The sequence below is a fragment of the Brevibacillus parabrevis genome, from assembly GCF_022701015.1.
In the GTDB taxonomy this organism is placed as follows: domain Bacteria; phylum Bacillota; class Bacilli; order Brevibacillales; family Brevibacillaceae; genus Brevibacillus; species Brevibacillus parabrevis.
The window spans coordinates 5,476,213-5,495,769 of the sequence record NZ_CP064090.1 but is presented as its reverse complement, the minus strand read 5'-3'; the positions used below and the strand labels follow the sequence as shown (position 1 = coordinate 5,495,769).

At 50.1% G+C, this 19,557-nt stretch carries 14 protein-coding genes, 2 riboswitches and 1 other annotated feature; of the genes, 8 read left to right on the top strand and 6 right to left on the bottom strand.

All coding sequences use genetic code 11. The features are described from left to right. The first annotated feature begins 94 nt into the window (after positions 1-94). Positions 95-1,096 (top strand): hypothetical protein, encoded by a 1,002-nt coding sequence (locus IRJ17_RS25250; RefSeq protein WP_242772260.1) that lies wholly within the window; start codon positions 95-97, stop codon positions 1,094-1,096. A gap of 76 nt (positions 1,097-1,172) precedes the next feature. Here the strand turns inward: IRJ17_RS25250 and IRJ17_RS25245 are convergent, their stop codons facing one another. Then, on the bottom strand, positions 1,173-1,910 hold the full coding sequence (locus tag IRJ17_RS25245; RefSeq protein WP_173596124.1) for a cyclase family protein: 738 nt from the start codon (positions 1,908-1,910) through the stop codon (positions 1,173-1,175). Between the two features lie 402 nt (positions 1,911-2,312). Between IRJ17_RS25245 and IRJ17_RS25240 the strand changes: the two genes are divergently transcribed. The 4 genes from IRJ17_RS25240 to htpG all read left to right on the top strand — a co-directional run bounded on the left by IRJ17_RS25240 (position 2,313) and on the right by htpG (position 8,458). Then, complete coding sequence (locus IRJ17_RS25240) at positions 2,313-3,119, top strand: alpha/beta hydrolase (protein WP_242772258.1); 807 nt, start codon at positions 2,313-2,315, stop codon at positions 3,117-3,119. A 164-nt stretch (positions 3,120-3,283) separates the two neighbouring features. Continuing rightward, positions 3,284-3,518 (top strand) — a binding site (T-box leader). 182 nt (positions 3,519-3,700) lie between these two features. After that, the gene (locus IRJ17_RS25235) at positions 3,701-5,236 is read left to right on the top strand and encodes a 2-isopropylmalate synthase (protein WP_122962989.1); all 1,536 of its coding nucleotides are present in this window, start codon (positions 3,701-3,703) and stop codon (positions 5,234-5,236) included. 371 nt (positions 5,237-5,607) lie between these two features. Beyond that, the gene (locus IRJ17_RS25230; protein ID WP_242772256.1) at positions 5,608-6,366 is read left to right on the top strand and encodes a MerR family transcriptional regulator; all 759 of its coding nucleotides are present in this window, start codon (positions 5,608-5,610) and stop codon (positions 6,364-6,366) included. Between the two features lie 211 nt (positions 6,367-6,577). Beyond that, positions 6,578-8,458: a molecular chaperone HtpG gene (htpG, locus tag IRJ17_RS25225; RefSeq protein ID WP_063228559.1), complete on the top strand. Its 1,881-nt coding sequence runs from the start codon at positions 6,578-6,580 to the stop codon at positions 8,456-8,458. A 335-nt stretch (positions 8,459-8,793) separates the two neighbouring features. Here the strand turns inward: htpG and IRJ17_RS25220 are convergent, their stop codons facing one another. Beyond that, positions 8,794-9,540, bottom strand: coding sequence for a DUF5701 family protein (locus IRJ17_RS25220; RefSeq protein ID WP_242772253.1), 747 nt, complete (start codon positions 9,538-9,540; stop codon positions 8,794-8,796). Between the two features lie 139 nt (positions 9,541-9,679). Here IRJ17_RS25220 and IRJ17_RS25215 point away from each other — a divergent pair, with 139 nt between their 5' ends. Beyond that, positions 9,680-10,384, top strand: a complete 705-nt coding sequence (locus IRJ17_RS25215; protein ID WP_122962992.1) for a MerR family DNA-binding transcriptional regulator — start codon at positions 9,680-9,682, stop codon at positions 10,382-10,384. A 39-nt stretch (positions 10,385-10,423) separates the two neighbouring features. On the opposite strand, the gene IRJ17_RS25210 is transcribed toward IRJ17_RS25215, so the two are convergent. The 3 genes from IRJ17_RS25210 to IRJ17_RS25200 form a co-directional block, all read right to left on the bottom strand. Continuing rightward, positions 10,424-11,263 carry a putative bifunctional diguanylate cyclase/phosphodiesterase gene (locus tag IRJ17_RS25210; protein WP_122962993.1) on the bottom strand — a complete coding sequence of 280 codons (840 nt, stop codon included), beginning with the start codon at positions 11,261-11,263 and terminating at the stop codon, positions 10,424-10,426. A 149-nt stretch (positions 11,264-11,412) separates the two neighbouring features. Next, positions 11,413-12,129 carry a response regulator transcription factor gene (locus IRJ17_RS25205; RefSeq protein WP_122962994.1) on the bottom strand — a complete coding sequence of 239 codons (717 nt, stop codon included), beginning with the start codon at positions 12,127-12,129 and terminating at the stop codon, positions 11,413-11,415. Between the two features lie 146 nt (positions 12,130-12,275). Beyond that, the gene (locus IRJ17_RS25200) at positions 12,276-15,218 is read right to left on the bottom strand and encodes a response regulator (protein WP_242772250.1); all 2,943 of its coding nucleotides are present in this window, start codon (positions 15,216-15,218) and stop codon (positions 12,276-12,278) included. 124 nt (positions 15,219-15,342) lie between these two features. Here IRJ17_RS25200 and IRJ17_RS25195 point away from each other — a divergent pair, with 124 nt between their 5' ends. After that, on the top strand, positions 15,343-15,681 hold the full coding sequence (locus tag IRJ17_RS25195) for a hypothetical protein (RefSeq protein ID WP_122962996.1): 339 nt from the start codon (positions 15,343-15,345) through the stop codon (positions 15,679-15,681). A 20-nt stretch (positions 15,682-15,701) separates the two neighbouring features. Beyond that, a complete protein-coding gene (locus IRJ17_RS25190) occupies positions 15,702-17,303 on the top strand; it encodes a sigma-54 interaction domain-containing protein (protein ID WP_122962997.1) in 1,602 nt (533 codons plus the stop codon). A gap of 101 nt (positions 17,304-17,404) precedes the next feature. Here IRJ17_RS25190 and IRJ17_RS25185 read toward each other — a convergent pair whose 3' ends face one another. Further along, entirely contained in the window at positions 17,405-18,778 is a 1,374-nt protein-coding gene (locus IRJ17_RS25185; protein ID WP_122962998.1) for an amino acid permease, read from the bottom strand. 338 nt (positions 18,779-19,116) lie between these two features. After that, a riboswitch (glycine riboswitch) is annotated at positions 19,117-19,175 on the bottom strand. 3 nt (positions 19,176-19,178) lie between these two features. After that, positions 19,179-19,278, bottom strand: a riboswitch (glycine riboswitch). Positions 19,279-19,557: the final 279 nt, after the last annotated feature.

Sequence of the window (19,557 nt, the reverse complement as noted above, 5' to 3'; positions counted from 1 at the left end):
CCAGATGGTTGACTGGGGGTTCTTTTTTTGGATCAAAAGTCCTGGGAGTATGGTACAATATTTGGTAATTTGCATGATTGTTGAGTGTAGCGGAATGGAAAATGGAAAAAAGAGTATGGAGGGGAGCATGGGAGGGACGCGGTTTTGGGAGTTTTATTTGGTGCGCTACTTGCTGGGCACGATTTTTGGGATTGTGATTTTGTTTTATTTGGTGATTAATTATGATGGGCTGATAACGAAAGCTTTTTATCCCAAATCAGATTTTCTATGTGCAGAGTGCGATGTTGCTGGCTGTCAAAGTATAAAAGATGATGTGAAAAGCTTGTTGTTTAGTACGACTTATGGTCTGGACGTTGATGATGCGAACAGTCTTTTAAAAACCATAGGGAGTAATCATTTGATTGATGCGAAAAATGAAAACATAGAGATAACAGAGACAGGTTTTCCCATCTTGGCTGCGATTATTTTGGCAGTCTCCGGATTTTTGTATATGTATTTTTCCAGTATGCTGATTTTGATTTTGCATGGAATTAGGTCATTAATATTTTTTTATCCTCCAAAATCATGGACAAAATACGTAGGAATAGTATTTTTTGTAGGTTTCTTGTCGTACATTTCTTGGATATTTACTCCTATGTTAATGGACGGGAAATACGCGGATCATTGGAGAAATAACAAGCACCTCATTGCAATAAGTATCATTGTAGGATTAATTCTCTTACTATTATTTAGTTCTCGTCTCATTCAGGAGTTTTATGAGAAATTAAGCAAATTCAGAACGAATAATGAGGATATAGCAAGAAAATCAAGCGTTCTTAAAATGAGAGTAACGACGGGCGAAACCCACCTAAATAAAGAAAGCTTATCTGAGGAACAGAAGGATGATCAAATTAAAGATTATATAGAGTCGTACAAACATTTGAGAGAGCATGGCAATGCATTCGGAATCATTGTGTGCGAAATAGTATTCGCATTCTGGTTGTATATTTGGGACTTTGAATTTTGGGCTGTTCTTTATTGGTGCATTCTGGGCTTTATGGCGTGGTTTTTAGGTTCCTATTTAGAAATCAGAGGAGTATCCACTAAAAATAAGTAGGACAAAAAGTAGGCGATAAAAGAAGACAGTCCTAAGTCAATTTTGACTGCGGACTGTCCTTTTTTATTTGGAAAAACTAAGGCAAAATCGCAAACGAACGCACCGGGAATCCGGACGCTTTTTCCGGTTTGGGGGTAATGTTGACGATGACGGCGCCTTTGGCTGGCAGCTTGTCCAGGTTTTTCAGCAGCTCGACCTGGTACGTATCTTGTGCCAGCACGTAATACTCGCCAAGCAGCGCGCCGTTTTTCTGGAAGTCCACGCTGGCGTCGGTGTCGAATGTTTCGTGGCCGACGGCTTTGATTTGCCTTTCTTCAAACAAGAACTTCAAGGCGTCCAGGCCCCAGCCGGGAGCGTGGTTGTTGCCATCTGCATCTTTGTTGTTGAACGCCGCCACATCGGGCCAGCGCTTGCTCCAGTCCGTGCGAAGGGCGACGAAGCTGCCGCTCTCGATTTTGCCGTGCTCGGCTTCGAATTGCAAAATATCTTCCACCGTCAGGCTGTAGTCGTTGTTTGCTTCGGCTTCCTTCGATTTGTCGATGACGACGAGGGGCAACACGAGTTCCTTCAAGTCCAGCTCGTCCAGGTACCGCTTGTCGCGCACAAAGTGGATCGGCGCATCCAGGTGCGTGCCGTATTGTCCGGCAAAAGTGAAGCTTTGCGAGAAAAAGCCGTCGTCATGCGTAAACAGCGTTTTGAACTCGGCTGATTCAAAGGCAGAAAAATGCGGTGATTCCGGGCCGAATGTATGAGTCAAGTCTACCCATTCTTTCTCTTTCAGCAGTTGGATTGCTTGGATCAAGTCGTTTGCCATGCGCCCACCTCATCAACGTTTTTGGAATTTTCGCCCGAATCCTTCGGCAACAAGTCCTTGTCTGTCAAGACGAATCTTGCCAGGCGCCAGGGCGTCCAGAGGTTGTCCGGTTTTTGCATGTCTGCCTGCAACTTGTTGGAAGGATTTGTTATACCATTACTTTATGCGTTATAATTCCGAGTGTCAATAAGGGAATTAACGAGACGAATAAATCGACAGGGGAGAGTGGCGACGATAGAGGTGGAGGCGTGAGCGAGGGATTTTTGGGCGCGAAGGTTGGCGGGCAAGCTCAGGCAAGCGGCTTTTGGCGTTTTGTCCATCTCCGATCTGGATTTAGTACATGGCAACTCGCTGCCCTACTCCTTATAATTTGATAGGAATGAGTGGGAGAGAGGTGCAAAAATGCAGCAACATCGAATCATCAAGGAAAAAGTAGCGGATTTTGAACTGACCATTTATTTGCCGAACAGCTATGCGGAAGGCGAGAAGCGATATCCGGCTATTTATGTGCAGGACGGGGGAAATGTCGTCCTGAATGCGTTTAATTACCTCGATCATCTGTTCATCACAAAGCAGCTGCCGGAACTGATTTTTGTCGGAATCACGCCGCACGACCGCAATTATGAATACACGCCGTGGCCGGCAGACACGCTGGTGCCTGGCGGAGTTTTGTTTGGCGGTGGAGCGAACGATTACATTCAAGTGCTTGCCGATCAGATCAAGCCATATATCGACGCGCATTATGCGACGATGCCTGAACCGGAGCACACGGCAATCGCCGGATGTTCGTTCGGTGGTCTGGTCAGTGCGCACGCCTATTATTTGCGATCCGATACATTTGGCAAAAGCGCCTGGCTGTCCGCCTCCTTCTGGTATGAGGGCTACGTCAAGCACATGCAGGAAACACCGCTTCCCGCTGCCGATCATCGGCTGTACATGTACGTGGGCGAGCTGGAAGGCATCCACAAGACGACGATTCAAGCGGAAATGGTCGCACAGACGAAAGCAGCGTACCGCATCTTGCTGGACAAAGGCTTCCCGGAGCAAAACGTGAAATTCGAGACAGATCCGCTCGGCACGCACGACAGCTTTTTCTTTGCCATGAAGTTTATCCATGCCCTGAGATGGCTGTTTGCGGAAGGGATGGAAGCGGAAAAAAGGGAATTTGCCCGCGACCGTACGCGCGAGTCGAACAGGGAAACGATTTAGCAGCGACAAAAGCGAGCGCCTTCTTTGCGGAGGCATTTTTTCGATTTGCCCGCCGGATTGTTCTCGCTTTATTTTCTTCAATCAAAAATGTTTGATCGATCCTCCAGCATTTTGCTTGTTGACAGTGGCATTTTTCTGCCCATATAATTACAAAAAATGATAAAACAAATGTTGCGATTAGAAATAGTAGAAATAAAAAGACTTTTCAGAGAGCCGTTGGGTGGTGCGAAACGGCAATGTCGTTTATTTCGAACTCGTCTATGAACAGCTGCCTGACAATGTAGGGTAAGCCGGAGTTCCACCGTTACAGGGATAGATGGTGATGGCCATCGAAGAAGATCGTTTCCGCTATTTGGAAATGAATTAGAGTGGTACCGCGAGTTCAACCTCGTCTCTATGCGCAGAGACGAGGTTTTTTTGCGTGAAAAACGTCGCGACGTTTTTTTAGAAAAGCGGATGTTGATTGCGAGTGATCAATAAAACGGGTCATGACCGTTTTGCTGGCTGAAGACCGGGTTTAGCCGGCCCCGCTTTCCATAAATCGAGTTGCAAAAACAAACCATTTTGGGGAGGAACAGAAAATGAGCCGTAAAATTATCGTGTTTGATACAACGCTGCGTGATGGAGAACAAGTGCCGGGAGCGAAGTTGAACGTCCAGCAAAAAATCGAGATCGCCCAACAGCTCAAAAAATTGCGGGTGGACATCATCGAGGCGGGCTTTCCGGCTTCGTCCGAGGGAGATTTTCGCGCGGTGCAGGAGATTGCCCGCAGTGTCGGTGACAGCGTGTCGATCACGGCTTTGGCCCGTGCCGTGAAAAGCGACATCGATGCGGTGTACGAAAGTGTCAAGATCGCCCAGGACCCGCTCATCCACATCGTTTTGGGAACGTCCAACATTCACGTAGAGAAGAAGTTCAACCGCTCCAAGGACGCCGTCATGGAAATGGGCGTGGAGGCAGTACGCTACGCCAAAACATTGCTGCCGCACGTTCAGTATTCGACTGAGGATGCATCGCGGTCCGATTTTGAATATTTGTGGAGTACGATTGAAGCCGTCGTCAAAGCGGGAGCGACGATGATCAACGTCCCGGATACGGTGGGCTACGCGGTGCCGGATGAGTTCGGCGATTTGATCCGCCGCATCAACGATCGCTTGAAAAACCTCAATCCGGATGTCATCCTGAGCGTCCACTGTCATAACGATTTGGGCATGGCTACGGCCAACACGCTCGCCGCGATCAAAAACGGAGCGGAAAAAGTCGAGTGTACCATCAACGGACTCGGGGAACGTGCCGGAAATGCCTCGTTGGAGGAAGTCGTGATGGGGATGAAGGTGCGCGAGAATTTTTACCAGTGCCATACGAACATTAACACGAAGGAGTTGCTGCGCACCTCGATGCTGGTGAGCCATTTGACTGGTCTGGATGTGCAGGTGAACAAGGCGATTACGGGCGCGAATGCTTTTGCCCATTCGTCGGGTATTCACCAGGACGGTCTTTTGAAAGATAAGCAAGTGTACGAAATCATGTCGCCGGAAGAAGTCGGGGCAGACAGCATGGAGCTGATTTTGACAGCGCGTTCTGGGCGCCACGCTTTTAAAAATGCTGTTGAGAAGCTCGGCTTTGAAACGAACGACGCGGCTGATTTCGAGGTGTTGTTCGCCAAGTTCCTGGAGCTGGCAGACGCCAAAAAAGAAGTGTACGACCACGACGTATTTTATTTGGTGGCGAATCACCGCACGCTCGCAGACAGCAGCAAGCATCTGTATGAGCTGGAGTCGTTCCAGGTCGTCAGCAACGATTTGTACCCGACTGCGACGGTCAAGCTGAAAAAAGGCGAGGAAATGCTGAAAGGCAGCGCAGTAGGCGAAGGGCCGATCGAAGCGTTGTACGATGTGATCAAAACGTTGGTCGGGCTGGATGTCCATCTGAAGGATTACAAGATCAACAGCATTTCTCGCGGCAAAGACGCCGTCGGCCGTGTCAATATTCGCATCGAGTACATGGGGAAAACGTACTCCGGTCGGGCGATGGATACCGATATTATCAAAGCGAGCGCCCTTGCGTTTTTGAACGGGGTCAACGCTGCGGTGCTTGATCTGGTTGCGGTCGGATAGTCGGATAAAGCAAGAGCAGGCGCGAGACGACTAGGCGATCCCTGCCTGAAAAACGCCGAGAATCAAGCATGTAAAAAGACTGCTGCCAACTCAGGCTGAATGTCCAAAGGCTGCTCGAACAGGAAAGCGGGCTGCAAAGGCAAAAAGGCTGATCTGTATCGGTAGAAATGGCTGCCAACTGATGGCAAAGCAGATTTGGCAGCGAGCCTGCAAGTATAGGAATGGAAAATTTGGAAAAACTGATTACCATACACTGTTAACCACCTTTTTCAACCCTCGCGGCTGTTTGCGGGGGCTTTTTTTATGAAAAAAACGCTGGACTCTCCGCTTGGGGGAGTCTTTACACTAGAGGAGAAAGGAGGGCGGACAGCGTGCTGTACACAGTTAAGGAAGTAGCGGAGCTTTCCCGCGTGACGATCAAGACGTTGCACCATTACCACCGGATTGGCCTGCTCATTCCGGGCGAGATCAGTGAAGCGGGCTATCGGTTGTACGGCGACAAAGAGCTTGCGCGTTTGCAGCAAATTTTGTTTTACCGCGAACTGGATTTTCCGCTGCAAAAGATTCGCGAGCTGCTTGATGGAGAGCCGGAGCGAGAGCTTGTGTTGCAAGAACAGGAACAGCAGCTTTTGGCCCGACAAAACAGGTTGGAAGAGGTCATACGCACGCTGCAAGAAACGCTGGCGTGCCTGCGAGGAGGAAAAGGAATGGATAATCAAGCGATGTTTCAAGGGTTTAGCAGTGAGGAAGAGTGGAGAGCAGCTCTGCAGGAGCAAAGCGAGCATTTGCAGGAAACGTACGGATACGATCTGGCACAGGAAGCTTCCATCGACGTGGCGAAGATGAATGAACAAGCGCAGGAAGCCGAACGGTTCATGGCGCAGATGGCTGCCGCATTGCGCGATGGAGTCAAGCATACGGATGCGAAGCTGCATCAGTTGATCGGGGAGCATCTGCGCTTTATGCATGAGCACGGGCATTCGCTTACTCCGTACGAGTTTGCCGGACAGACTCGGTTTTTCCTGCAAGACGACTTCCATTTGCAGATGCTGGAGGGGCAGCAGACAGGACTTGCCTATTTTCTGGCGATCGCAGCCGAGGCGTATGCGGCTCATGCAAAAGCAGAGTAGGGAAAGAGAGAAGGGACCATTGAGAACGATGGTCCTTTTTCTTTTGGTCTTTTGGGCAAAAAGCTTGTGCGGCGTTCAGGGAATAATTTACAAAAAACAGGGGCGGTATATTGACAGAAAAATCTAGGACTGTTATAAAAAATAGTGGATAGCACTCTCGCGGTGAGAGTGCTAACAATTGTGTGTGGCAAAATAGAAGGGAGAATGGCCGATGGAAAAAAAGCAGTTTCAGGCTGAATCGACGCGACTGTTGGAAATGATGATCCACTCCATTTACACGCAAAAAGAGATTTTCCTGCGTGAGCTGATTTCCAACGCAAGCGATGCGATTGACAAAATCTATTACCGCTCGCTGACGGATGATCAGCTGGTGTTCGATAAAGACAATTACTTCATTAAAATTAGCGTGGACAAGGCTGCTCGCGAATTGACGATTACCGATACGGGAATCGGCATGACCGCTGAAGAGCTGGAAAACAACTTGGGCGTGATCGCCAAAAGCGGTTCCCTTGCCTTCAAAAAAGAAAACGATGCCAAAGACGGCTACAATATTATCGGGCAATTCGGGGTGGGCTTCTACTCTGCCTTCATGGTCGCTGACGTCGTAACGGTCACGAGCAAAGCGCTGGGAGCAGACACAGGCTACAAGTGGCAATCCAGCGGAACCGATGGCTATACCATCGAGCCTTATGCAAAAGATGAGGTCGGCACCACGATCACTCTCAAAATCAAAGAGAATACGGAAGAAGAACGCTACGATGAGTTTTTGGAAGAGTATCGCTTGAAGGCGATTATCAAAAAATACTCGGACTTCATTCGCTACCCGATCAAGATGGACGTGACGAAGCATCAGCCGAAAGAAGGCAGCGACAGCGAGTTTGAGGAAGTGCAAGAAGAGCAGACGGTCAACAGCATGGTGCCGATCTGGCGCAAGAACAAAAACGAGCTGACTGACGAAGACTACGAACAGTTTTATGTAAGCAAGCATTACGGTTTCGACAAGCCGCTTGCGCATGTTCACGTCAGCGCGGATGGAGCGGTCGTCTATCAGGCGATTTTGTACATCCCGGAAAGCATTCCGTTCGACTACTACTCCAAAGAGTATGAAAAAGGTCTGGAGCTGTACGCCAATGGTGTACTGATCATGAACAAATGTGCCGACCTGCTGCCAGATTACTTCAGCTTCGTCAAAGGGATGGTCGATTCGGAAAGCCTGTCTCTCAACATTTCCAGGGAAATGCTGCAGCATGACCGCCAGTTGAAGCTGATCGCGAAAAACATCTCCAGCAAAATCAAGGGCCAACTGCAAAGCATGCAAAAAAATGAGCGGGAGAAGTACGAAAAGTTTTACGAAGCGTTCGGCAGACAGCTGAAATACGGCGTATACAGCGATTTTGGCACACACAAGGACACGCTTCAGGACTTGCTCATGTTCTACTCTTCCAAAGAGAAAAAGCTGGTGACGCTGGCCGAGTACGTCGAGAGAATGCCGGAAGACCAGAAGTACATCTACTATGCGACAGGGGAATCCAACGAGCGCATCGAAAAACTGCCGCAAACCGAGCTGGTATCCGACAAAGGCTATGAAATCCTTTACTTCACAGAGGATATCGACGAGTTCGCGATCAAGATGCTGCGCACCTACAAAGACAAGGAGTTCCGTTCCGTCTCCAGCGCCGATCTGGGAATTGAACCGGACGAGCAGGACAAGGCGGCAGACGCTGAAAATGAAGACAACCAGGAGCTGTTCGCTTACATGAAGAGCCTGCTCGAAGGCAAAGTCGCAAGCGTAAAAGCATCCAAGCGTCTCAAATCCCATCCAGTCTGCCTGTCGACAGAAGGCGATGTCACGATCGAGATGGAAAAAGTGCTGAACGCCATGCCGAACAGCCAAGGCGTGAAGGCGCAAAAGGTGCTGGAGATCAACGTGAACCATGACGTGTTCCAGTCGCTGAAGGCCGCTTTCGGTCAAGACAAGGAAAAAGTGAATTTGTACACAGCGGTGCTTTACCATCAGGCGCTGCTGATCGAAGGCTTGCCGATTGAAGATCCGGTCGCGTTCACAAACGATATTTGCAAAATGATGGTATAGCAAAAAGGGGATGCATGAGGCATCCCCTTTTTTCGCTGGAAATAATCGCTTGCGAAAAGCACATCGCGCACCGCGGTTTTCTTGCCTTTTCCGAGTGTGGCCGAGAAGATGGAAGCAACAAAGGAGAATCGTTCCCAAGCGCTCTTGGCGTGTAGCGATCCAGTCCGGTTCGTGATGGAGGTCGGAAAATGCGGGCTGAGCAGCTGCAAAAGGCGCTTGCGACCGATGCAGATGAACTGCGCAGCCTTGTGGGAGTTCCGTACGAGGCAGTAGCGAAAAAGCATTGCCCAGGTGGAAGCACATGTCACCAACGGAGTTACGCTAAAGTAAAACCGTTAGCTGTTGTGGGAGCAAACCTTAAAGCTGCCTTCAAGGTTTTTTTCGTTTGCGACGCTGTCCGTTCCTATGCGCTCCAGACATGAGGCTGAGCCTAGCCACGTATGCGGGTTACCTGCCCAGCACCATCCGAGCTTCGGCTTGCCTTGACTGATCCACAGGGCCGTTACGCGCCGATCGCCACAACGGGAGCCGAGCAGGGAAAAACCGTTGTTCTTTTTCAACAGCTCAGGAAAGTGGGTAACGAGGGCAATGCCTTCCTCCAGAGTAAGCGGAGAGCGCCCTTGGGCCAAAAGGCGGGGCAGGGCGTCGTTCGGCGTGACGTTGAGCGTTTGTCGTCCGGTATCAATGTCAGCCAAAAGATAGGCGACTCCGGCAGGCAACGCGATTCCATCGATCGGCTTGAAGCGGCACATATCCTGCTCATCCATGACGCTAAAGCCCGCCTTTTTCTGGCGCTCCACGAGCTGGATGGCACGGCTGCTGTCGACCCACTCGCTTTTTACGACGAGGGCAAAAGGAGCATAACCTTCAGGCAGTTCCGTCTCATTCGTCCACGGAGGAAGCGAGGCTGCTTTGTCCTTCAACGGTTCCAGTTGCTTGCGGAAAGCGCTCTCTGTCATCCGGGCAATGCCAGGATACCCTTTTGCAACGAGATTGGTAACTTGGCGTTCAAATTCCATTTCCAACAGGTCAAAGACGATGGGAAACCCCTCCTTCGATATGCGCATCACTAACGAGGACATTTTTCCTTTTCATCTTACAACATGGATGCTAATTCGAAGGTTTGGTCAGAAGTTTTGTTGAATAAATAGGGGAGAGTTGCTCAAACGTTATAAACGGGCTTTAAACCAGGAACAAATGAAGAGAGGGGTCCACGGAAAAATGCGGCCGATTGACATTGCGCGAAAATTGAAGCTGAGCACAAGCGCCTTGCGCAACTACGAAGCGCAAGGACTTGTTCCGCCAGTGGAACGGTCTGCGGGCGGCTATCGTTTGTATACCGCCGAGCACGTTGCCTATTTTACTTGTATACAGGCTATGTCGCCCGGGTTCGGGATGGAGGTGACTGCGGAAGTTGTGCGGAACGTTCAAGCAAGGCAGCTCGATGCGGCGCTATGGCGCGTGAATGAGGTGCAAGCCCTTTTGCAACGGGACAAGCAACTGGCAGAAAGCAACATGCGAATGTTCTGCGAGCTGGATGGCAAGCAAACGCAAGCAGAATCTGGCGAAGCGTGGCTGACGATCAAGGAAGCTTCCCGAAAAACAGGGCTTCCCAGCTCGACGATTCGCCATTGGGAGAAAACAGGGCTGATTACAACCACGCGCGATCCGCAAAATGGCTATCGGTTGTTCAATCGCTCGCATATCCGAAAAATTATGCTTTTGCAAGCGTTGCGCGCGCAGGTGTATTCGCCAACGGTTGTAGAGCTGAAAAATGCCATTGCTCACATGAGGGAAGACGATGTTTTAGAGGCGAGAAAAATCGCCACGGACTCCTTGCAGTATTTGCATCGGGTCAACTGCTGGCAAATGCGCGGAATCCATGCTCTCTATGATCTGTGCCGATTGGTAAAGCTGGTTGAATGAGAGGAGGGTGCCTTCGGTTCGGTAACCGAAGCTTTTTCATCATGTATGCAGAAACTTGTTTTCCTGCTTCCATTCTACTTTGCGGAAAAACAGGGGCAACTCGCTTTCGTGCAACGGTTTGCTGATCAGAAAGCCTTGCACAAAATCACATTTCCACTTTTGCAGGCTATGGAGCTGTTCAAACGTCTCGATGCCTTCAGCGACGACAGTGAGCCCCAGTTTGCGCGCCAGTGAAATGATCCATTCGACGAGTACCGTTCCTTCATAATGATTGGCAATATGAGCGACAAATGACCGATCGACTTTAATAGTTGAGAGGGGGAGAGTCGTGATGTATTCAAGCGAGGAGTATTCCGTCCCGAAATCATCCAATACGATTTTGATGCCGTGGTTAGCGAATTTTTTCAAAGTATCGATCCGTCTGTCCTTGAGCGAGATTCTGTCCCGTTCTGTCAATTCCAGCTCCAATGATTGAGGGGAGAGAGCTGTTTTCTGCAAAATGCCGCATACCCGATCGAAGAAGAGAGAGTCTTGCAATTGCAGGCCCGAGATGTTGACTGACATGACGGAAGTGGGCATGTACTTTTCTTGAATTTGCTTGTTTTTTTGGCAAGCGGTCTGGATGACCCAGTCACCGATGGAATAAATCAGTCCGATCTCTTCGGCGAGCGGGATAAATTCCGTAGGGGAGATCGGTCCGAAGAGCGGATGGTGCCATCTGAGCAAAGCTTCAAAACCGCGTACGTTGCCAGAGACGGTTTCGAACTGCGGTTGGTAATGCAAAGTCAGCTGTTCAAGCCGTACTGCTTCTTGCAAATCATTGGCCAGTCTCAGCTTGTGCTCCAGATCCTCGCTCGTCAGTAACGATGTAAACTCCATGTTTTATTTACCCTCCATTTTGCGTCCATTTCTTCTGGGATTGATTATGCACGGGATGTATTAGATAAGTTTCTGTCTATGTATTAGGATAGTGTGAAATAATCTCAAAAAAATAGCACCATCTCGCAGGAGACGATGCCATTTGTCTGCTAGTTTTTAGAAACGAACTTGTATCCTACACCCCAAACGGTGCGGATGTATTTCGGTTCCTTCGGATTGTCTTCGATTTTTTTGCGCAGGTTGGCGATGTGAACATCGATGGCCCGATCTGTCACAAAAGAATCGAAACCGCGCAGTTCGTAGAGCAATTCCTCCCGACTGAATACTTTTCCCTCATTTGTAATGAACAGACGCATAATCTCAAATTCGGAAAAAGTCGTTTCGACGTGAAACTGATTGACAAAGATCGCCCTGCGCTCCAAATCGAGCAGGAAAGTATTCTCGGAACTCGCGACTGCTGTGTCAGCCTGTTCCCCGCTTTCTGGGGCAGCAGGCTGTTGGTATTGGTGGGTTCGTCTGATCATGGCTCCGATTTTTGCGGAAATCTCTCGCAAGGAAAAAGGCTTGCAAATATAATCGTCCGCTCCAGCTTGCAAAGCCTCTACGCGATCGGATACGTCTGTCTTCATCGAGACAATCAGGATGGGAGCAACGGAAAAGGTGCGCAGCTCGCTGCATATCCTGGTACCGCTCATATCCGGCAGAATCATGTCCACGAGGATGACATCCGGAGCAAATGATTGCGCCATGTCCAAGCCTTTCTGTCCATGATCCGCTATTTTTACAGAATAGCCTTCTTCGGTTAAATACATGGCCAGCATTTCGCCCATAATCTGATCGTCTTCGATAATCAATAGGTTGTACATCAGATTCCTCACTCTTTCTGGGAGAAAGTTATTCGTAAAAATGGGAAAGAGCTAGCAATTTTTCGTTTTTTCCTAATACTTTTCTCATATTTTAGCAAAAAAGCGAGGAGAATGGACCTAATTTCATGAAAAATGCTAAAAAAATGTTAGGAGATTGCCAGAGTTTCTTGCCATTCGTTTGCTAACGCTAACACTTCGTTCAACTGCCATTCCAGTTCGCTCATAAATTCTTGATAATCGTTCGGATTTACAGAAGCAGAAAGCTGCGCCTCCATTTTTCTTGATAAAAGAAGCAATCTTTGTGCAGACAAATTTCCCGCAACACCACTGAGAGTGTGAATCATTCTTCTTGCTTCCTGGAAGTTTCCTGCGAGAAACGCCGTTTGGAGGTTTGATGTAAAATCCGAATATTCTTTAGTGAATGAACGGAGAATTTGCGTGTATATCGGGATTTTTCCATCCAGTCGCTCCAGTGCGAGCGAAACATCCAGACAAGGTACGGGAATTGCTCGCTTCAATGTTTCCTTCATCTCGCCCAAATGAATCGGCTTGGTAATGACGCCGTTCATCCCCGAACGGTAGCAATTGTCGTGTTCGGCTTTAATGACGCTCGCCGTCATCGCAATAATGGGCAGGCTGGCGTACTGTTTGTGCTGGCGGATGCGGATCGTCGCTTCACAACCGTCCATCTCCGGCATGTGGACATCCATGAGAATCAGGTCCCATTTTCTCGTCTCCAAAAGCTCCAGCACTTCTTGCCCGTTTTTGGCAACGGTCACAGCGTAACCTTCGCGCCGGAGGAACTCGACCGCTACCAGTTGATTGATCTCGTTGTCCTCTGCCAGCAAAATTTTGCCGCGATATCCGGGGAAGAGGACGTTTTCGTAAGGAGCGGACTGCGGCTTCTGCAAAGTCTCGGTCACATGTGTTTCCTTGTGCTCCTGTGCCCCCAGTATCGCGCGCGCTACATCCATCCGGTTAATCGGCTTGATCAAAACAGCGTCAGGCTGGGCGGATTCCTCCAGGGAGGCCAGCTCGTCGCGGCCGTACTCTGTCGTCATGGCAATTGTCGCTGCGTCGCATAGCTCGGCGAGCGCGTGCAGCCGCTGCAACGATTCTACGCCGTACATGTCTTCCGCTTCCATGTCGACGAACACAAAGCGAAACGGGTTGTGCGCTTCAGCGTGTTCCAACAGCTCGAAAGCCTCTCGCCAGGTGGCGACGCAGATAGGCGAAAAGTTTAGGCCAAACAACATGTCAGCCATGCTGCTTCGCATTTTGTCGTGATTTTCCACAATCAGGACACGCTGGCCTTCGTAGCCTGGTGGCAGCATGGAGCCAGGGCTTTCGCTTTCCCGCCAGGGCGCGTGTTCAAACGGGAGGGTGAAGGAGAAGCAGCTTCCTTTGCCGATTGCGCTAGTCACTTCGAGAGTGGCGCCCATCATCTCGACAAGGCTGCGCGAGATGACCAGACCAAGTCCGGTGCCGCCGTATTTTCTGCTCGTCGTGCCATCTGCCTGTGTGAACGGTTCAAACAGCTTGCCGAGCTGATCTTCCGACATGCCGATGCCTGTATCCTCTACGGCAAAATGCAAGTACAGCAGTCGTCCTTCTTCTTTTTCCAGCGTGATTCGCACAGAGACGTATCCTTGCTCGGTAAACTTGATGGCGTTGTGGCACAGATTGAGCAACACTTGCTCCAGCCGATGTTGATCCCCGATCAGTTTGGGCAACATTTTCGGCGGCAGATCGAGAATGATTTCGATTTGCTTCGCCCCGAGGTAAATGCTCAGCATATGCGAGAGCCGCCGGACAAAATCGTCGAGGTCAAAGCTTGCCTTTTCCAGCTCCAGCTTGCCAGCCTCGATCTTGGAAAAGTCGAGAATCTCGTTAATGAGGCGCAGCAATACTTGGGAGGAAGACAGCACCTTGTCCAAGTAATCTTTTTGCATCACCGTCATCACCGTTTTCTGCATCAGTTGGGACAGTCCGATGATCCCGTTGAGCGGGGTGCGGATTTCGTGACTCATCCGCGCCAAAAAGTCGGTTTTCGCCTTGCTCGCTTCCTCCGCTTCTTCCTTGGCTGCCCGCAGTTCGGCCTGAATCCGCCGCTGTTCCTTTAACATGAAGTGCAGCAAAAGCGAGAGCAGACTGACCAGAACGAAAATGGAAACTTTGGTAATCAGGCTGGACAAGTCTTGTACAGAGTTCAATTGTCCGAGCGCTTCGCTGGCAGGCAGTACGGCTGCGACAGACCAGCCCGTGGAAGAGACAGGGGAGTAGCCGATGTAATAGTTGTTGCCGTCGATGGAGACGAGTTGCAACCCTTTTTGTCCAGCGACCATGCTTTGTCCGATTTTGGCCAGATCGCCTGGTTGTTCCGTCAGCTTGTGCCGGCTGACAAGCTCCGGATTCGGATGGTACATGATCGTTCCGTCTTTGGAAACCAGGATGGCGTAGCCCGATTCCCCGATCGGGTACGTGCCGAGCATTTGCGGAATGTCGTCGAGCAAAATATCGATGGCGACGAAGCCCAGCAGCCTTTCGTTTTCCTCAATCTTCATGGTGCCGCTGGTCACCATTTTTTTCGTGAGATAATCGGCGTACGGCTCGGAAAAAACGACGTCATTGGAACGGACGGCGTCTGGATACCAGGGGCGTTTGGTGAGCGACCAGTCTTTTCCTGAGAGCGTGTCGGTGTTGCCGATCGTGAAGTTGCCCGCATTGCTGGAAACCCATACAAGACCCAGGTTGTGGTCCAGCCGCTGGATGCCGTCCAATGCGGTCGCTACGTCCAAGTAATGCGGGCTGGTGAAGGCATGCTCTCGCGTCTGCACGGTTTGCAGGTAGCGCAAGATTGCCTGGTTGGTGCTCATTTGCCTGATCAGCAACGCTTTTTGCGCAAAGAAAGCGTCCATCCGTTCGGCCAGAGCCTGGCTTTGCAGGGTCAGCTTGTTCTCAATCTCGACTTTCATGATCCGGTTGGTTTGGGAGCGCATGATGTAGCCGGACAGGGAGAAGGCGACCACGATGATCAGGAGGATGAGAATGGTCAGTTTTCGGGCATGGCTGACGTGAAAAGTTTTCATGAACGACCTCGCAATCTGTGATGTACGTTGTTTTCATTTTACAACACAAATCTCAAAATCTTCCGGAAAAAGCGCGGCTTGCTCCCGATTCATCTAGTAAAATAGAGAGGAAGGGGTGACAGTCATGTACACCGTATGGAAAGTGAAATACTTGAAAATATCTTCCTACCTCAAACTATGTGTGGGAGCCGGTTTTTCACTGGGTCTCTTGATCGGACTTGTTCAACTGCTTTTTCTGTTTTTGATGCGTGCCACAGAGGGACATTCAGGAGCAAGCGGCATGTGGGACAGCTTGCTTGCTGGCCTGGCGAATGCGGCAGGCACTGTCATCGTCTATACTTTTGGCGCCGCGGTTATCAGTCTTATTTCTTATTTTCCTTTTATGGCTTTTCTCAAACGCAAGCAAGGAATAAAGATCGAAGGAATATTGGAACCATTTGAAGAGAGCGAGATCAGGTCATGACATCCGGGAGAGAATCGCACATGCATCCATTGCGTCCAACGATGACGGTCGAGGAAGCCGTCGCCCATTTTACGCCAGACCGGAACGAAGTGCAGGAAGTATACAGTGAAGAAGACGAATTTATCGGCTATTTGACGGTAGAAGCGATCGCCCATGCGATTCATCGCGGGGAATTGACGCGGCCGATTGTCGAGTACGTGGTGCCGGAAGTGAGCTTGCCGGACCGAAAGCGGCAGGCAAGCTCGCAGGCGCAGCTTCACGCTTTTTTCGAGAGTCCGATCTGCCAAATCGTGTTCAATGCGCTGTATGACGGCGTGTACATTACAGACGGAGCGGGCATTACTTTGTTCATCAACCAGGCGTACCAGCGCATTACCGGGATTCGCGAAGAAGAGGTCATCGGCAAGCATATGGGCGATTTGATCAAGCAAGGCATGATCTCCGTGTCCGCTTCGCTGGAGACGATCCGCACGCGAAGGCCCGTGACGCTGATCCAGACGATACGCAACAGCCGCAAAATCATCGTTTCCGCGACGCCTGTGCTGTCGTCCGCAGGCGAGATTTTATACATCATCAGCAGTGTCCGGGACATCACCGAGCTGATTCGCTTGAAGCACGAGCTGGATAGTCAAAAGCTGCTGCAAAGCGATGTGCCTCCTGCCGATCAGATGGGGCTGGAAGATGTTGTGCTCGGGCCAGCAACGCGCTCGCTTTTCCGCCTGGCTGACAAGGTCGCCAAGACAGATGCAAAAATTTTGTTGCAGGGCGAGACGGGTGTAGGGAAAAGCATGATTGCGAAATACATCCACGCCAGGAGCAGTCGAGCCAACGAAATTTTTATGGAGTTGAACTGCGCGGCAATCCCGGGCCATCTGGTGGAGGCTGAGCTGTTTGGCTACGAGCCGGGTGCGTTTACGGGAGCGCTCAAGCAAGGCAAGGTCGGCATTTTGGAAAGCGCCCATCGCGGTACGCTTTTTCTCGACGAGATTGGCGATTTGCCGCTGGAGCTGCAAGTCAAGCTGTTGAAGGTCGTGGAGGAAAGCAAATTCATGCGCGTCGGCTCCACGCAAGTGCGACATGTAGATGTGCGGATCATCACGGCGACTCATCGGGATTTGGCAACGCTGGTGCGGGAAGGGTTGTTCCGCGAGGATTTGTACTATCGGCTGAACATCGTCACTTTCGAGGTTCCACCGCTGCGGCAGCGCCGGGAAGAGATTGTCCCGCTGCTTGAGTCCTATCTGGAAAAATTCAACGAAAAGTACAACGAGCAAAAAACGATGACGCTGGAGTGCTACGAGTGGCTGACCAACTACAGTTGGCCGGGGAACATCCGGGAGCTGGCGAACCTGGTCGAGCGGCTGGTTGTCACGACTTTTCACAACACGATTGACGTGGGAGATTTGCCCGGCTTTTTGCAACAGGTGTTTCCGCAAGCGGAGCCGACGTCGTTGCGCGATGCGGTGGCACGACTGGAGCGCAGCATGATCAGCCAAGCGATCCAGACGCACCGGACGACCAGACTGGCAGCGGAAGCGCTTGGGATCAGCCAAAGTGCGCTCGTCCAGAAGATGAAAAAGTGGCAGCTGCACATCGGCAGCGAACCGGAGTTGAACGAATAGGAAAACATCCCGCGAGCGCCTGACGCCATCGCGGGATGTTTGTTTTACTCATGTAGCCACATTCGTTCATGAATGTGGTTTTTGGTTGTGTCGCTTACCGCTTACGAGTTTTCGGCAATTTTGACCTGATCGACTTTCGCTTTGCGCAGCTTGTAAATCACCACGAGCATGATGAACCAGACAGGTGTGATGAACAAGGCAACGCGCGTGTCTTCAGCAAGTGCGAGCACGACGAGAATGAACGCGAGAAAAGCGAGAATCAAGTAATTGGCAAACGGATAGAGCGGCATTTTGAATTTGTTTTGCGCTGCCAGCTCTGGTCTTGTCTTGCGGTATTTCAGGTGGCAAATGACCGTAATGCCCCAGATGAACAGGAAGCAAACCGTCGAGACACTCGTGATCAGCGTGAAGACGCCTTCTGGCATGATGTAGTTCAATACAACGGCGATGAGAATGACGACGGTAGAGAAGAACAGGGCATTGGCAGGAACTTGGCGAGTCGTGAGCTTGGTCATGGCCGCAGGCGCGTTTTGTTCTCTGCCCAAAGAGTAGACCATTCGGCTTGTACTGAAGACGGCGCTGTTACATGCCGAAGCGGCGGAGGTCAGTACGACAAAGTTGACGATTCCCGCAGCGGCAGCAATTCCGATTGCGGCAAACACTTGCACGAACGGGCTTTCTGTCGGAACGATCGCACTCCATGGGTAGATGCTCATAATCACGATCAGCGCACCGACATAGAACAGCAAGACGCGGATCGGAATGTTGTTGATCGCTTTTGGAATGACGCGCTCAGGATTTTCTGTCTCTCCGGCAGTCAGCCCGACCAGCTCAATGCCGACGAACGCGAAGACGACCATCTGGAACGAAAGTAAGAAGCCGTTGATTCCGTTCGGGAACATCCCGCCATGGCTCCACAAGTTCGTGAAGCTGGAAGCGCCGGAGTTGGTGGAGAAGCCTTTGACGATCATGACGATACCGACGACGATCAAGGCGAGAATCGCGATGACTTTTACCAGCGCGAACCAAAACTCCATTTCTCCGAACAGCTTCACGGTTGCCAAGTTCATGAAAAGTAAAATTACGAGGGCAATCAACCCCGGCATCCATTGCGGCACTCCCGGAAACCAATACTGTGTGTACAAGCCGACAGCCGTCAAATCGGCCATGGCAATCGAAATCCAGCAAAACCAATACGTCCAGCCTGTGACGAACGCAGCCATGTTTCCGAGGTAGTCTTTTACGAAGTCGACGAAGGAATGATAGTTCAGGTTGCTCAGGAGAAGTTCACCGAGCGAGCGCATGATCAAAAAGCAAATAATCCCAGTAATCAGGTACGCAAACAAAATGGATGGCCCGGCGAGGTGAATGGATTTTCCCGCACCCAGAAATAGTCCGGTACCAATGGCTCCACCGATTGCGATGAGTTGAACGTGTCTGTTTTTCAGACCTCTCGCCAATTTTTGTTGTTCCATGTGATCCCCCTCTTTCTCTCTGTCTGATTCTGCACAGTTACTTGGAAAGACAACTACTTGCTCGACGACTTTTTCTTCACAAAAGTTTATGGTTCTTTATAATTCTCATAGTAACATAGCTGTACAGAATAAATACATCATTAAGTTACTTCCAACGGAAAAAACGCTTACATTTTTCAGTGAGTCCTTATTTTTTGCTGTTTGCTTCCGGTTGCTCCCTCCTTGTTTGCCCGAGTGGGGATGTGGCTGTTCCCCTGAAAGCGCAGCGATTTCTAGCAGCAATCCTATTTTTCGCCAATAAAAAAAGGAACGGGAAAAATAGGCTGGTTCCTATTTTCCTCTGTCCTTTTACCTGAGAGTGTTTAACTCCTTTGGTGGCCAATGGCTCTCTCCAGAGATGCGTCCCATTGCGGTCCTTTTACCTGAGAGATTTGTCCTGGGGGTCAGGATTTGCTCCTTCGGTGCTAAACGGTAAGTTTAGTCTCTCCCGCAATATTCATCCGCGATAGATATTCGCATGCGTTCTTTTGATAGTAAATTATTCCAAATAGCTTGTCAAACGAAAATTGCCAATTGACAGACTATTTTAAGCATAAAACATTTTTGACCGATTGAAGTCCAACAAACAAGGGAGATGGCAAGAATCAACAACAATTTGATTCGAAAACAAATCAATATGATGTATTTTGATTTGAAACATGATCGGTGATCGGATGAAAACGGTTGCTTTTTGTTCCGGGCAAAGCGAGAGCGAAAAATGTGACGAACATGTGAGAAAA

What these genes read in the sequence shown, in the direction of transcription:
- IRJ17_RS25235 (WP_122962989.1), top strand. Translation starts at nt 3,701, where the DNA reads ATGAGCCGTAAAATTATCGTGTTTGATACAACGCTGCGTGATGGAGAA.
- IRJ17_RS25210 (WP_122962993.1), bottom strand. Translation starts at nt 11,263, where the DNA reads ATGGAGTTTACATCGTTACTGACGAGCGAGGATCTGGAGCACAAGCTG.
- htpG (WP_063228559.1), top strand. Translation starts at nt 6,578, where the DNA reads ATGGAAAAAAAGCAGTTTCAGGCTGAATCGACGCGACTGTTGGAAATG.
- IRJ17_RS25190 (WP_122962997.1), top strand. Translation starts at nt 15,702, where the DNA reads ATGCATCCATTGCGTCCAACGATGACGGTCGAGGAAGCCGTCGCCCAT.
- IRJ17_RS25250 (WP_242772260.1), top strand. Translation starts at nt 95, where the DNA reads ATGGAAAATGGAAAAAAGAGTATGGAGGGGAGCATGGGAGGGACGCGG.
- IRJ17_RS25245 (WP_173596124.1), bottom strand. Translation starts at nt 1,910, where the DNA reads ATGGCAAACGACTTGATCCAAGCAATCCAACTGCTGAAAGAGAAAGAA.
- IRJ17_RS25200 (WP_242772250.1), bottom strand. Translation starts at nt 15,218, where the DNA reads ATGAAAACTTTTCACGTCAGCCATGCCCGAAAACTGACCATTCTCATC.
- IRJ17_RS25205 (WP_122962994.1), bottom strand. Translation starts at nt 12,129, where the DNA reads ATGTACAACCTATTGATTATCGAAGACGATCAGATTATGGGCGAAATG.
- IRJ17_RS25195 (WP_122962996.1), top strand. Translation starts at nt 15,343, where the DNA reads ATGTACACCGTATGGAAAGTGAAATACTTGAAAATATCTTCCTACCTC.
- IRJ17_RS25220 (WP_242772253.1), bottom strand. Translation starts at nt 9,540, where the DNA reads ATGTCCTCGTTAGTGATGCGCATATCGAAGGAGGGGTTTCCCATCGTC.
- IRJ17_RS25240 (WP_242772258.1), top strand. Translation starts at nt 2,313, where the DNA reads ATGCAGCAACATCGAATCATCAAGGAAAAAGTAGCGGATTTTGAACTG.
- IRJ17_RS25215 (WP_122962992.1), top strand. Translation starts at nt 9,680, where the DNA reads ATGCGGCCGATTGACATTGCGCGAAAATTGAAGCTGAGCACAAGCGCC.
- IRJ17_RS25185 (WP_122962998.1), bottom strand. Translation starts at nt 18,778, where the DNA reads ATGGAACAACAAAAATTGGCGAGAGGTCTGAAAAACAGACACGTTCAA.